Below are 13689 nucleotides of genomic sequence, written 5' to 3'. Positions count from 1 at the left end.
TACGTCTGAGAGATTCGTTCTTATTTGATTACCTTAAAGCGGGCATAGCGGACCAGGAGTTGCTTTTCACCCACGTTTTGAAAGCGGATAGTGGCTTTGGTATTTTCTCCTGAGCCTTCTATGTGTATGATTTGTCCAATGCCGAAACGTTCATGCTCAATGGTTTGCCCTTCTGATATTTGTGCATGAGAGCCTGAACGTTGTGCTGCCTCCTTAGGAGCAGGGCGCCCATTGGAAGGGATTCGTTTCCAACTGCTGGAAACACTTGTCGTCTGTCGGGAGGGAAACAGATGACTGCTTGGGGAGGTCTGTTTGTGATAAGAGCGGCTCTCGCTTTCCGGAATGCTTAAATAGCACGTATCTATGTCATGAAGGAAACGGCTGGGACTTCCGAACTCCATCTTACCGTAGCGGATACGGGTTTTGGCATAAGAAAGATAACAATGTTCTTCGGCGCGGGTAATGGCTACATAGAATAAACGGCGTTCTTCTTCCAATGCACGGAGGGAATCTCCTGCCATGTTGCTGGGAAACAGTCCTTCTTCTAAGCCGACTACAAAGACGTTCTTAAACTCAAGTCCCTTGGCCGAATGTACTGTCATTAGGGTGATGCGGTCTTCGTTGCCATCTTTGTCCGTGTCCTGGTCTGTCAGGAGGGAAACTTCCGACAGGAAATCGGCCAAAGAGATGCGCGGCTCTCCTTCTTCCAGCCGTCGTGCACAAAAGTCACTCAAACCGTTGGCTAATTCTTCTACGTTTTCTTTGCGACTGAGGTTTTCCGGTGAGTTATCTTGGCAAATATCTGCAATGATACCCGATTGGCGGATAATTTCCGTACCGGTTTCATAAGCATTTTGCTGCGATGCCAGTTGCATGAAACCTTCTATTAATTCGCGAAAGCCTTGTAGTTTGGCGGCAGTTCCTTTGTTGAGGTTCAAGTCAAAAGCTGCAGGACTGCTTAAGATGTTCCACAAGCTGGTGTGGTGCTTGTTGGCTGCCTCCAGGATTTTGTTTATGGTGGTTGTCCCTATGCCCCTGCCTGGATAATTGATGATTCGTTTCAGTGCTTCTTCATCGTTTGGGTTTACTACCAGACGGAAATAGGCGATGACATCCTTTATCTCTTTGCGCTGATAGAAAGAGAGCCCGCCGTATATGCGATAAGGTATCGACCTTTTCCGCAAGGCTTCCTCGAAAATACGGCTTTGGGCATTGGTGCGGTAGAGTATGGCGAAATGTTCCCAATGGTAATCGTTCTGACGGTGAAGTTGGGTGATTTTATTGGCCACAATTTCTCCTTCTTCCACATCGCTGTAGGCTTGAAAGACATCTATGACGTCGCCTTTTTCTTTTTCAGAAAACACGTTTTTATGAATCTGGCGCTGGTTTTTCTCAATCAGACTGTTGGCAGCACTTACAATAGTTTGTGTGGAACGGTAGTTCTGCTCCAGTTTGAATATCTGTGTGCCGGGAAAGCTTTTGGTAAATGTGAGAATGTTATCAATATCTGCTCCCCGGAAGGAGTAGATGCTTTGGGCATCGTCGCCCACTACGCAGATATGCCGGTGCTTTTGGGCCAGTTGGAGCACAATGCTGTGTTGTGCAAAGTTGGTGTCCTGATATTCATCGACTAAAATATACTGGAAATGCTCCCGATATTTTTCCAGGATGTCGGGGTGGTCGCGAAATAGCAGGAAAGTGTAAAGCAACAGGTCGTCAAAGTCCATTGCATCCGATTGGCGGCAACGCTCCCAGTAGCGCCGATAGACATCACGCACGGCAGGAATGCGGGCAGATTGGTCTGCTTCGTATGATTCGCGGCTATTGGCGTAGGTAGCCGGGGTTATCAGGCGGTTTTTGGCATGGGATATCCGTGATTGGACTAATCCGGGTTTGTAGATTTTCTCATCCAACTGCATTTCTTTGAGTATGGTGCGTATGAGGCTGCGCGAATCATCTGTATCGTAGATGGTAAAGTTGGGGCTGAATCCTAATGTCTCGGCTTCGGCGTGCAAGATGCGCAAGAATATGGAGTGGAAAGTTCCCATCCACAAGCGGCGTGTATTTTCTTCGCCCATTTGGCGGGCTATGCGTTCTTTCATCTCACGGGCAGCCTTGTTGGTAAAGGTCAGTGCCAGAATGTGCCAAGGCTTATATCCTTGCTCTAAAAGGTAGGCTATTTTATAGGTCAGTACCCTTGTCTTTCCAGAACCGGCACCGGCAATGACCAGCGAAGGTCCTTCGTTGTAGATTACTGCAGCCCGTTGGCTTTCGTTCAATTCGTTGATATAGTCGGACATATTTCTGCGTAAGGTCTTATTTTAAACTGGGGCGAAGATACATATATATACTCGTCTGACCAAACTTGGGACGAAATAAATAGTTCATTCAACTTCTGCAAGCCCAGGTTTATCTTGACAGGAGGCAAAGGACAGCAGGGCTGCAGGATGTTTACCATATTCCGTCAAGCACCCGCTTCCCGTTGCTCTTTGCTTTAGAGTATGTTGTTGTTAGACAGGTTGTTATCTTTAATATACAAGAAGCAGGTTCCGAAGCCCTCAGAATGCTGTTTCCAAGCGCTTGGGAATCTGCTCCTAAAGTTTAAGTATCGGCGTCTTATTCTATGAATCACTACATAGAGGGCTTAAGGAGGGCGCTCCTTTGGAAGTTATCATCTTACTTCTTATTGCTGTACCATATTTCTGCCTTGGCCAACGTGTCGGGAGTGCCGGTGTCGAACCAGTGAGTGGCCTGAATGGGGCAGCCTTGGATAAAGGAATCTGCGCATACATGGAGATAAAAGTCAATGATAGAGAAAGAAGATTCCCAACGTGCATCTTCCATGCGCCGGAAAAGAGAAGGAGAGAAGACATGGATACCGTCAAAAGCCCAGCTTTCATAGGTATTGGTCAACCCGGCCGGGCGTATTTCCTGTGTGGATTGGTTGAACCAGCCACGCAGGTGCATGGTAGGGTCAAACAGCAGGTAGCGGGATGTCTTCCTGTGTTCTGTCAGCAAAGTGGCTTCGGCTCCATTGCGGATATGGTTATCCCATAATACGTTTATATTGGCATCGGTCAGTATATCGACATTGTGTACCAGAAAAGGCTCGTTGCCATCCAGAAAATGGCGTGCATGGCGGATGCCTCCTCCAGTGTCGAGAAGCTGTGTCCGTTCGTCGCTGATATGTATGTGGAGCCCGAAGTTTTGCTTAGCCTGCAGAAAGTCAATGATTTGCTGTCCCAAATGGTGAATATTGATGGTTATGTCATAGAAACCGGCATCAGCCAGTTTGCAGATAACTCGTTCTAACAGCGGTACTCCGGCTATAGGTACCAGCGCTTTGGGTATCTGGTTGGTAAGTGGGCGCAGGCGGCTGCCTGTGCCAGCGGCAAATATCATTGCTTTTTTCATGTCAGTATTTTGCATAAAACGTTTGTTCGATGTGTTGCTCCCGATGTATCAGGTTGACCTGTATGCCGAAGGTCTTATGGAGATGTTCTGCCATGTGTTGGGCAGCATAGACAGAACGGTGCTGTCCGCCGGTGCATCCAAAAGACACGCTTAAGCTGGTAAAGCCTCGTTCCAGGTAGCGGCGCACAGAAGCATCTACTAACTCATAGGCATAGGCAAGGAAAGTGATGATTTCTCCGTCCTCCTCCAGAAAACGGATGACCGGTTCATCCAATCCGCTGAAAGTTTTGTAGCGGTCGTATCGGCCAGGGTTGTTGATGGCCCGGCAATCGAACACAAATCCGCCTCCGTTTCCAGTGGGATCATCGGGTATGCCTTTTTTGTAGGAAAAACTTGTAACTCTGACGCAGAGACGTTGCTGAGATAAAAGCGGAGAGGGGAGGGGGGCACTGAATTGTTTGAGCTCTGTCAGTTGTCGGAGCACGTGATACAGGTATGGATACTCTGGACAAGGGTTTTGAAGTAAACGGCGCAAATTTTCAATGGCATAGGGAATGCTTTGTATGAAATGCGGCTTTTTCTCGAAGTAGCCTCGGAATCCGTAGCATCCCAGTACTTGCAATGTACGGAAGAGTACGAAATGGCGCAGTCGGTTGCAGAAGTGCATCTTGTCAACAGGCAGGTATTTTTGCAGGGCAGTGATATACTCGTCAAGCAGTTCTTGGCGCAGGCTGTCTGAGAAGTTGGCTTTAGCTTGCCATAGGAACGAAGCTACATCGTAATAAATCGGACCTTTTCGTCCACCTTGGAAATCAATGAACCAAGGCTTCTGGTCTTTTATCATCACGTTGCGGCTCTGGAAGTCGCGGTACATGAAAGTGGCAGAATTGTCCTGTAATAGTATATCGGCCATGTGGTGGAAATCGTTTTCCAAGTCATTTTCCTGCAAACTGAGTCCGGTAGCTTTAAGAAAACAATACTTGAAATAGTTCAAGTCCCAGAAGATAGAACGGGAGTCAAATTCCGGATACGGATAGCAAAAGGAAAAGTCCATTCCTTCGGTACCGGCAAACTGAAAGTCCGGAAGGTAATGAATTGTCTGGCGCAACAGTTCTTTGTCCTCCTTACCGAATGTGCCGGTCTGGTGACACCTTTCTATGATATTGAACAGGGATATGTTTCCTAAATCTTCCTGCAAATACAGGCTGTCATCGGCAGACCGACTGAGGACCCGAGGCACGGGAAGGCCTTTTCGGCTGAAATATTCAGACATATAAATGAAAGCGCGATTTTCTTCCGTAGAGTCGCCTCTTACTCCAATCAATGAAACCGGTCCTTTCAGGCGAAAATAATGGCGGTGAGAGCCAGAAGGGGGTAATTCTTCTATTTGCTCGGGGGCGTGTCCCGTATAAGCCTTGTACTGTTTTTGTAGCAGCTCTAAGATTATGTTATTCATACGGCTGGTCAGATATTTATTGCGATAAGTATTGATGTTTACAGTAAGATGCAGTATGTTTCTTACCCGATACTTGTTGTTGGTAGCGCATTTTTGATTGTTAGGGGCACTAACCGCAGATCGTATAAGCAGGCTTGTACTTCTGCTGTGCTTCCCAGGTGTTTGCCGGCATCGTCAGACAGTTTGACACATTCCCGCCATTCTTGGTTGGCATTCATTTTGCAGCGGGTCAGTTTCATTACGATGTTTAAGGGTTTGAAGCCAGTGTCGTTGGTCAGGTTGGTACCTATTCCGAAAGCACAGCGGATGCGATTTGCGCAGTGTCTCTGTATATCAAGTGCTTTATCGAAGTCAAGAGCGTTGCTGAAGATAATTGTTTTAGTGGTGGGGTCGATTCCGAATTCTTGATAGCGCGCTATGAGTCTGTCTGTAAACTCGTATTCATTGCCCGAATCGCATCGTACTCCATCGAATAGTTTAGCTTGCTTGCGGCTTAAATTATTGAGAAATGCATCTGTGGTATAGGTATCAGCCAAGGCGGTTCCTAAGTCGCCGTCGTAGACATTTACCCAGTTTTCCAGAGCCATGTAGTTGGCATGGATATAACCGAATTGAGCTCCATGAAACATAAACCATTCGTGAGGATGGGTGCCCATAGGCTTGATGTCGTATTTCATGGCAAAATAGCAATTGGAAGTGCCGGTGCAATAGAGAGCCTGATGGGTAAGATATTCAATGACCCTGTCTTGTACCTCAGCTGAAAAACGTCTTCGGGTGCCGAATTCTGAGAAGGACAGGTGGTGTTGGTTCGACAGCTTTACTTTGTCGCTGAGTCTTTGTATGACCTGGTCCATATTAGCTACACGTCCCAAAGATTCGTTTAATTTTTCGGAGACAATGGCCAGGATAGGGACTTCATAGAGCGTGGCTTTATACAAGTAATCGGTCACTTCAATGTGGAGGTGCCTGTCGGAGTCGAGATATACTGCCACTTTTTCCGGTTGGAAACGAAAAGAGGAAAGCCATTCCCAATAGACGCGTGGAAGGAAGCGGCAATGTCCTGTCATGTATTCTAATTCGTCAGGCTTAAGCCGTATTTGTGCGAGTTGTTTGATAGCCTCTTTTAACTCTTCCAGAAATTCTTCCGTATAGGAGGTCTCATCTCGGTCTGTGAATCCGAAGGTTCCTATAGCGTAGGGGAATAGTTTGATATACGCATAGGAAGTAGTGAATTTGTAGAGATCTGTATCTAAAATAGAGTTTATCATATTGAGGAGCTTTAGTAATGGTAATCTGGTTTTGGGCGATAAAGATAGTGATTTTTTAGGTTGGATGCCACTTTTGCGTGAAGAACTTCAACTATAGATTGATTCTCAGTGGTTTTCATGCCTTGATTCGTATAGGACCCGGAAAAAGATTCTTCCCTTGTCTGGTTACTGTTGATGGTGTCATCTCTTAAAAAATGTTGTATAAGCGGTTTTTTAGTGGGAAAGTTTTGGTATATGCCAGAATAACTCTACCTTTGCAGTGTGTGTTTTTCATAGTATTAGATTTAAGGTTTACCAAGAAGGGTTGTCTGTGATAGATAGCCCTTTTATTTTTCTCTTTTTTTATTCCTCACAGGGCGTATGCAATATGAATGTGGTAGCACCGATGGTGACCACAGCCCCCTCTTCAATGCGAATGTTGTCTTTATCTGCTAAAATATCATTGTTTAGAAAAGTACCGGTCAGACTGGGAGCATCTCTTAATGTATAAATCAGCTTGCCTTGTTTGTTGCGTTTCACGTTGATGATGCAATGGTTTCGGTCCATGCTCATGTCTGAAGTTTCGATAGGAACTTGAATAGTGTTGCCTACACAGCGGCGTCCAATGATATTGTCTCCTTCTTGTAGTGGGAGTACTTGCTTATAGCCGAAGATGTTTTCAATCACTGTAATGTTGCCGAATTCATTCCGGCTGGCATTCTCGTCAGGGGATGCTTCTTTACGCGTAGCTTCTGTTTTGCTTTTTCCTATCCGGATGGCAAATTGTTTTTTGCAATGCTCACAGATGAAGACCAACGATTGGCCTTCTTTGTACTTGGTTTCGTCAAATGTCAGGTAGTTCTCACATTTGGGACAACGTATACGTTTCATCTTTTATATTATTTCTTTAGTACCCAGGCGTTTTGGTAAATTTCTTCCTGGCGCAGTTTGTTCACTGCCTGATACGCTTCGGTTTCATTGGCAAAAGAATCTATGCTTACTCTCATTTTCCCGTCTCCAATAATGGCTTGTGCGCGGGTATAGCCTTTCTTTACTAAATCGGCTGCCAGTCTTCTTGCATCTGTTTCGGTGCCGACACTGGCCACGATGATGTGGTATTTTCTGGCAGGAGAAGATGTGGCGCGAGAGGTTTCGCTGCTACCCTTGGGAGCTGCTGGGGCCTTGGTAGGATGGCTTACAGCTGTTTGTGTACTCCTAGGGGCTTTTTCCTTGACTGTTTCAGGGGTGGTTTGGACCTTGGTTGCCGGAGCTGTGGATGCTTTGGGAAGAGCTTCTGTTGCCACCGGCGAATCTTCTGCCTGCGGCATAGCTTGCACGCTTGGGGGAGTGGGACAACTTTGGCGGGTGGGAGCTACGGGGGTAATGGCCAGCGACTGTTGGCTGATTGTGCTGAGCATTTCCGTAGGGAGCAGTTGAGCGTAGTTCCCGTTTATGATTTCCGTGTTTTTTACGGGTATGGAGATGGCGAAGAACAAGATGATAATAGCTGCCACGGCTGCGGCATTCGACCAGAAAGAAGCACTGAAGTGCAGTCTGATACGCTGTCTCTGGACTCTTTTTTCCGGCACAGGTGGAGTGAAACTCACAGGCTTTGCACTTGTTGCATGGCGGTCCAGCTTCTGCATCCGGAAGTTGGAAAAACCATAGAGTTCGGCAGATGTGGTCTGGTGGTCTGGTGTGAAATCGAACGTATTGCGAATGGAAAGATGAAGTTTGCCGATACGAGGTAGTTCTACACTGCCCTGCGCATGTAGTTCAGCCAAGAGTGCATCGGCTTCTCTTTGCACTTGCCGGGAGGCTTCTGCAAAAGATATGTGGCGCTCTGCCATATAAGATTGGACTAACAGTCCGTCATTTATAGTCAGGCGCGGATTGAATCCCGTCATACGTCCAGGGGGTAAAAAAAGATTGTCTTTTTCTATCCATTGAGCCGGACTATAACAAGAAATGAATCCCCCCAAATGCGGAACAATGACACAATCATTGTCTGCTAATAATTTCTCTATATGTTGTGCTAAAGTCATCATGTTACAAAGGTAAGACTTTTTCTTGAATAATTTAATTTTTCTCGCTTTTTTTCTTCTAAAAACAACCTCTGCGGCTTGCCTTTAAATGGAGAAGTGTTAAACTTTTTATGCTCAGCGCTGATGCTCCGTGTGTATAAAGAACCTTGTTGGTAACCCTTTTGGGAGAAACTGCTAAGCGATAAGCGGCATACTGCTAAGCGATAAGCACCGTGCTGGTTATATATGGAAAGTAAGTATTTGATTATTAGAATTGTATGAGATTGGCTAATCGCAGTGCTAAAGGATTGGATAGTCCTGAAAGTGCCGTAATACAAATCAGAATTTCGTGTGAAAATAGCCACCAGTCCGGATAGGAACTCAAGATTAGCTGAAACAGAAACCTTTCAGAGTAAATCTTAAACGGACTCTCATATTAGGCACCTCTTTTTTTGTGTGCCACCTCCGAATGGTTTATCTTTGCCCCGCCAACTCTCCGGAATTGTATCGGGCAAGAGTGACCGGCATTTATAATGAACTGAAAATAAATATGGATAAGATAGACAGGGATGAGAAGTTGCTTATGGCTCGCATCGAACGGCGGCTGATGAAGGGTATTGTGGATTATGGACTGATTGAGGATGGCGACCGCATTCTGGTGGGCGTGTCGGGTGGCAAGGATTCGTTGGCGTTGACTGAATTGCTGGCTCGCCGGTCGCACATTTGGAAGCCGCGTTTCGAGGTCGTGGCCGTTCATGTAACCATGACAAACATAGGCTATCAGGCAGATACCGATTGGCTGTCTGGTTTTTGTGCGGAATTGGGTATTCCTTTTTACGTGCGCGAAGAATCCTTCGATGCTTCTACCGACAGCCGCAAGTCGCCTTGCTTCCTTTGTTCGTGGAATCGTCGCAAGGCCCTTTTCACATTGGCGCATGAAACCGGTTGTAACAAAATAGCTTTGGGGCATCACATGGATGACATCTTGCAGACCTTGCTGATGAATCTCACTTACCAGGGGGCTTTTTCCACCATGCCGCCCAAGTTGGTGATGAAGAAATTCAGTATGACTCTTATCCGGCCCCTCTGTTTGGTGCATGAACAGGACTTGGTTGAGATGAGTCGGCTTCGCCGGTGGCCGCAGCAAAAGAAAAATTGTCCTTACGAGACCCAGTCGGGGCGTTCGGAAATGAAAGATATATTTCGTCGGTTGGAGCAACTGAATCCGGAAGCGCGTTATAGCTTGTGGGGGGCAATGACCAATGTTCAGGAAGAACTTTTGCCACAAAAAGTGAAAGGGTAAGTGACGCGTTTCTGTGCTTAAAGTTTTGGGAATGTCATTCCTCGGTTTCTCAATAGCCGGTAGGTCATAATCAAATTGTTTTCTGGGGGGAAGGACTGTCTGGGTGGCGAGAAAAGAAAAACCTTATTTTTTTCTCTTTGTCTTTGAATTTATTGAAGTTTTCCTTAACTTTGTCCGTATTAAAAACAGATTTATATAATTCAAAGAATAGGATTATGGTGAATACGCCAGTCGACCGTCAACTGATGGATGATATAATCCGCGAAAGCGGTGTTACTGATTTTTCCCGCGCCACCATTCGCGAGATAAAAGCTATGGCTGCACAGGCCGAAAAAGCTTCGGGGGTGTCTTTTGTCAAGATGGAAATGGGAGTCCCCGGGTTGCCTCCTTCACAAGTGGGGGTGGCGGCGGAGATTGACGCGTTGCATCGCGGGGTGGCCAGTCTTTATCCGGATATCAACGGAGAGCCGGTGCTGAAGACCGAAGCTTCGCGGTTTGTGCGTGCCTTTGTGGGGGTAGATGTTCGTCCGGAAGGCTGTGTGCCTGTGACCGGTTCCATGCAGGGCACGTATGCGGCTTTTCTCACCTGCACCCAATGTCATCCGGAGCGTGACACGATATTGTTTATTGACCCCGGATTCCCCGTTCAGAAGCAGCAGATAGTGGTGATGGGCGCCAAATATGAAACTTTCGATGTGTACAATTATCGGGGAGACAAACTTGGTCCTAAATTGGAAAGCTACCTTAAACAAGGACATATCGCAGCTGTGATATATTCTAATCCTAATAATCCTTCGTGGATATGCCTCAAGGAAGACGAGTTGCAAACTATCGGTCAGATGGCAACCCGTTATGACGTGATTGTGCTGGAAGATTTGGCTTATTTTGCCATGGACTTCCGTCGTGATTTGGGTCATCCTTTCACGGCACCTTATCAGCCTACTGTGGCCCGCTATACCGATCAGTATGTGTTGCTTATATCCGGTTCGAAAGCGTTCAGCTATGCCGGTCAGCGCATTGGAGTGGCGTGCATCTCCGATCGGCTTTATCACCGCGCTTTCCCGGGATTGACAGCCCGATACGGCGGTGGTACGTTTGGTACGGTGTTCATTCACCGTGTGCTTTATGCACTTTCGTCGGGCACAGGCCATTCGGCTCAATACGCTTTGGCGGCAATGATGCGCGCAGCCAGTGACGGTACTTATCGTTTCCTGGATGATGTGCGTGTGTACGGTGAACGGGCTCATCGGCTCAAGAATATTTTTCTCAGTCATGGCTTTTATCTGGTATATGACAAGGACTTGGATGAGCCCGTGGCTGACGGTTTCTATTTCACTATCGGTTATCCGGGGATGACAGGGGCGGAGTTGGCTCGCGAATTGATGTATTATGGAGTAAGTGCCATTCCTCTTTCTACTACCGGAAGCTGCCAGGAGGGCTTGCGTGCTTGCACTTCGTTTGTGCGTGATGACCAATATGCTGTGTTGGACGAGCGCATGGCTCTGTTTGCCCGGCAGCACCCTTATTAAGAAAGATACATTCAATATAGAATTACTATGAATATAAATCAGGACTTGTTCCGGATAGAGACCAATCATAGAATGCCAGAACAGGGAGATGTCCTTATTTCTGAGCCATTCTTGCAGGATCATTTTTTTGGTCGGTCTGTGGTTTTGCTTGTGGAATATTCAGGCAGTGGAGCTATGGGACTTGTCCTGAATAAGTCTTTGCCGCTATGTCTGAACGAAATCCTGACAGGCTTTGAAGATTGCTGCCGCATACCGGTCTGCAGGGGAGGTCCGCTTAGTATGGATACACTTTTTTATCTGCATACATTAAAAGGAGTGCAAGGGGCGCTTGCGATAGGGAAGAATCTGTTTTTAAATGGAGATTTTGATACGATTCGTGATTATATTATGCAGGGAAATCCCATAAAAGGGAAATTGCGTTTTTTCTTAGGATATTCCGGATGGAATGAAAGACAGTTGTGTGATGAGGTGAAAGATAATACTTGGATGGTAGGATATGGAGGAGCTACAACTGTAATGAATGATGATGTGACCGGTTTTTGGGAAAATGAGTTAAGCAAATTAGGCTATAAATACCGGCTTTGGTCGCGCTTTCCACAGATTCCTATTCTGAATTAGGGGTGTTCGGCAGACGAAGTTAAAGGTTTGCCGTCCGGATAGAGCAGAGTGGGGCAGGTGCCTGAAAGGCTTCTGCTTGTCTTTTTTTGCAGCGTGAGGGCGACTTGTATCTGAATATTTGCTAAGTTTGCAGAAAAATCGAAAGAATTGATTATGCTGATATTTAATACAACTTATCAAGTCGATGAGGCTCAGGAGAAATATTTCCTGATATGGATGCAGGAGCATTACTTGCCGGAAGTAGAGAAAATGGGATTATTGCATGCACCGCGCATTGCACGTGTGTTGAGTCATTATGAAGATGGCATTTGTTTTTCAGTGCAATTCGAAGTGGAAGACTCGGTACTTCTGCACCAGTGGTATCAACGGCAAGGTGTGCAACTGGCCGAGGAAATGAAGAAGATATTTAAGGATAAAGTGGTAGGATTTCCTACATTGATGGAGGTGATTGTGTGATGCCGGTTGTGGGCGAGAAGATTATCCTGGGCATTGACCCTGGAACTACCATCATGGGATACGGGGTGCTTCGTGTGGTTGGAACAAAGCCGGAAATGGTGGCAATGGGCATCATAGATTTGCGTAAGTTTGCCAATCATTATCTGAAGCTGAAGCACATACACGAGAGGGTGTTGAGCATTATCGAAAGTTATTTGCCCGACGAACTGGCTATTGAGGCTCCGTTCTACGGAAAGAATGTGCAGTCCATGCTCAAATTGGGGCGTGCACAGGGTGTGGCTATGGCTGTTGCGTTGAGTCGGGATATTCCTATCACCGAATATGCCCCGCTGAAGATTAAAATGGCCATAACAGGAAACGGGCAGGCATCGAAAGAACAGGTGGCCGATATGCTACAGCGTATGTTGCATCTCAGCAAAGATGACATGCCTGTTTTTATGGATGCTACCGACGGATTGGCTGCGGCTTATTGTCATTTCTTGCAAATGGGGCGTCCGGTGGCAGAGAAAGGATATCGGAGCTGGAAAGATTTTGCTATCAAGAATTCCGATAAAGTGAAGTTTTAGCAGAAAGCGGTATGGCATATTAGACAGAAATCCGTGCTAAATCAGGCGTATGACTTGCGAAACATAAATTAATTATGTGAAATCATAGATAATGGATTTGCGTAATTACTGCAATTTGTGTTCCTTTGTAGCCTATGGAGAAATTCGAATTAAATATTCTGGGGTGCGGTTCGGCTTTGCCCACCACGCGGCATTTCCCGACATCGCAGGTGCTGAATGTACGCGAGAAGTTATTTATGATTGATTGCGGGGAAGGAACGCAGTTACAGTTCCGCAAAGCCCGGCTGAAGTTTTCACGTTTGAATCATATCTTTATTTCTCATTTGCACGGCGATCACTGTTTCGGCTTGTTTGGGCTGATTTCCACGCTCAACCTGTTGGGACGTACAGCCGGGTTGCATATTCATTCGCCTCGCGGCCTGGAAGAATTGTTGTTGCCCTTGCTTGCTTTCTTCAACAGGCAGATGACTTATCAGATTCAGTTTCATGAGTTTGATACGGAGGTTCCTTCTCTTGTCTATGAAGACCGTTCGCTGACCGTTACTACCATCCCCTTGCAGCATCGCATACCATGTAGCGGTTTCTTGTTTGCCGAGAAGCAGCGTCCCAACCACATCATCCGTGATATGGCCGATTTCTACGGTGTGCCCGTATATGAGATGAACCGCATCAAGAACGGATCCGACTATGTGACACCGGAAGGACAAGTGATTCCCAACCGGCTGTTGACCCGCCCATCCGAACCTCCCCGCCGGTATGCTTATTGTTCGGATACGGTTTGTTTGTCGGGGCTTGTCGGACAGCTTAAAGGTGTGGACCTGTTGTTTCATGAGGCAACTTTCGGGGCAGACAACGCTCCGCGTGCCCGGGAAACGTTCCATACCACTGCTGCCCAGGCTGCCACGTTGGCCCGTGATGCAGAAGTGAAGCAGTTGCTTATCGGGCATTTTTCTGCCCGTTACGAGGATGAATCGGTGTTGCTGAAAGAAGCGGCTGACATCTTTCCACATACGGTGCTGGCGAAAGAAATGTTGCGGATTTCCCTTTAACTGCCCTTTTAATGGAGTTTAATTATC

12 protein-coding genes are annotated in these 13689 nt (G+C 46.6%); 6 read left to right on the top strand and 6 right to left on the bottom strand.

Annotated elements, in window-relative coordinates:
* Positions 1-20: 20 nt before the first annotated feature.
* The 6 genes from B5F34_RS05790 to B5F34_RS05765 form a co-directional block, all read right to left on the bottom strand.
* On the bottom strand, positions 21-2300 hold the full coding sequence (locus tag B5F34_RS05790; RefSeq protein WP_087336040.1) for a UvrD-helicase domain-containing protein: 2280 nt from the start codon (positions 2298-2300) through the stop codon (positions 21-23).
* A 376-nt stretch (positions 2301-2676) separates the two neighbouring features.
* Positions 2677-3414 carry a nucleotidyltransferase family protein gene (locus tag B5F34_RS05785; RefSeq protein ID WP_239448824.1) on the bottom strand — a complete coding sequence of 246 codons (738 nt, stop codon included), beginning with the start codon at positions 3412-3414 and terminating at the stop codon, positions 2677-2679.
* Between the two features lies 1 nt (position 3415).
* On the bottom strand, positions 3416-4861 hold the full coding sequence (locus tag B5F34_RS05780; protein WP_087336138.1) for an RNase adapter RapZ: 1446 nt from the start codon (positions 4859-4861) through the stop codon (positions 3416-3418).
* Between the two features lie 71 nt (positions 4862-4932).
* The gene (gene pncB / locus B5F34_RS05775; RefSeq protein ID WP_087336038.1) at positions 4933-6138 is read right to left on the bottom strand and encodes a nicotinate phosphoribosyltransferase; all 1206 of its coding nucleotides are present in this window, start codon (positions 6136-6138) and stop codon (positions 4933-4935) included.
* Between the two features lie 342 nt (positions 6139-6480).
* Complete coding sequence (locus tag B5F34_RS05770; RefSeq protein WP_087336035.1) at positions 6481-7008, bottom strand: FHA domain-containing protein; 528 nt, start codon at positions 7006-7008, stop codon at positions 6481-6483.
* 8 nt (positions 7009-7016) lie between these two features.
* Positions 7017-8162, bottom strand: a complete 1146-nt coding sequence (locus B5F34_RS05765) for an SPOR domain-containing protein (protein WP_255376953.1) — start codon at positions 8160-8162, stop codon at positions 7017-7019.
* A 529-nt stretch (positions 8163-8691) separates the two neighbouring features.
* Here B5F34_RS05765 and B5F34_RS05760 point away from each other — a divergent pair.
* The 6 genes from B5F34_RS05760 to B5F34_RS05735 all read left to right on the top strand — a co-directional run bounded on the left by B5F34_RS05760 (position 8692) and on the right by B5F34_RS05735 (position 13662).
* A complete protein-coding gene (locus B5F34_RS05760; RefSeq protein ID WP_087336136.1) occupies positions 8692-9444 on the top strand; it encodes an ATP-binding protein in 753 nt (250 codons plus the stop codon).
* A 215-nt stretch (positions 9445-9659) separates the two neighbouring features.
* Positions 9660-10973 carry a pyridoxal phosphate-dependent aminotransferase gene (locus B5F34_RS05755; protein ID WP_087336030.1) on the top strand — a complete coding sequence of 438 codons (1314 nt, stop codon included), beginning with the start codon at positions 9660-9662 and terminating at the stop codon, positions 10971-10973.
* Between the two features lie 27 nt (positions 10974-11000).
* On the top strand, positions 11001-11591 hold the full coding sequence (locus B5F34_RS05750; RefSeq protein WP_087336028.1) for a YqgE/AlgH family protein: 591 nt from the start codon (positions 11001-11003) through the stop codon (positions 11589-11591).
* A 153-nt stretch (positions 11592-11744) separates the two neighbouring features.
* A complete protein-coding gene (locus B5F34_RS05745; protein ID WP_087336026.1) occupies positions 11745-12047 on the top strand; it encodes a DUF4286 family protein in 303 nt (100 codons plus the stop codon).
* A complete protein-coding gene (gene ruvC / locus B5F34_RS05740) occupies positions 12044-12613 on the top strand; it encodes a crossover junction endodeoxyribonuclease RuvC (protein ID WP_087336024.1) in 570 nt (189 codons plus the stop codon). The genes B5F34_RS05745 and ruvC overlap by 4 nt, the downstream gene beginning before the upstream one ends.
* A gap of 134 nt (positions 12614-12747) precedes the next feature.
* Positions 12748-13662 (top strand): ribonuclease Z, encoded by a 915-nt coding sequence (locus B5F34_RS05735; RefSeq protein ID WP_087336022.1) that lies wholly within the window; start codon positions 12748-12750, stop codon positions 13660-13662.
* Positions 13663-13689 lie beyond the last annotated feature (27 nt).

Origin of the sequence: Mediterranea sp. An20 (assembly GCF_002160055.1) — a bacterium.
Classification (GTDB): domain Bacteria; phylum Bacteroidota; class Bacteroidia; order Bacteroidales; family Bacteroidaceae; genus Bacteroides; species Bacteroides avicola.
Note: the sequence above shows the minus strand (reverse complement) of the source record. Positions and strands in the feature narration are given on the sequence as shown.

What these genes read in the sequence shown, in the direction of transcription:
- B5F34_RS05790 (WP_087336040.1), bottom strand. Translation starts at nt 2,300, where the DNA reads ATGTCCGACTATATCAACGAATTGAACGAAAGCCAACGGGCTGCAGTA.
- B5F34_RS05785 (WP_239448824.1), bottom strand. Translation starts at nt 3,414, where the DNA reads ATGAAAAAAGCAATGATATTTGCCGCTGGCACAGGCAGCCGCCTGCGC.
- pncB (WP_087336038.1), bottom strand. Translation starts at nt 6,138, where the DNA reads ATGATAAACTCTATTTTAGATACAGATCTCTACAAATTCACTACTTCC.
- B5F34_RS05770 (WP_087336035.1), bottom strand. Translation starts at nt 7,008, where the DNA reads ATGAAACGTATACGTTGTCCCAAATGTGAGAACTACCTGACATTTGAC.
- B5F34_RS05765 (WP_255376953.1), bottom strand. Translation starts at nt 8,162, where the DNA reads ATGACTTTAGCACAACATATAGAGAAATTATTAGCAGACAATGATTGT.
- B5F34_RS05760 (WP_087336136.1), top strand. Translation starts at nt 8,692, where the DNA reads ATGGATAAGATAGACAGGGATGAGAAGTTGCTTATGGCTCGCATCGAA.
- B5F34_RS05755 (WP_087336030.1), top strand. Translation starts at nt 9,660, where the DNA reads ATGGTGAATACGCCAGTCGACCGTCAACTGATGGATGATATAATCCGC.
- B5F34_RS05750 (WP_087336028.1), top strand. Translation starts at nt 11,001, where the DNA reads ATGAATATAAATCAGGACTTGTTCCGGATAGAGACCAATCATAGAATG.
- B5F34_RS05745 (WP_087336026.1), top strand. Translation starts at nt 11,745, where the DNA reads ATGCTGATATTTAATACAACTTATCAAGTCGATGAGGCTCAGGAGAAA.
- B5F34_RS05735 (WP_087336022.1), top strand. Translation starts at nt 12,748, where the DNA reads ATGGAGAAATTCGAATTAAATATTCTGGGGTGCGGTTCGGCTTTGCCC.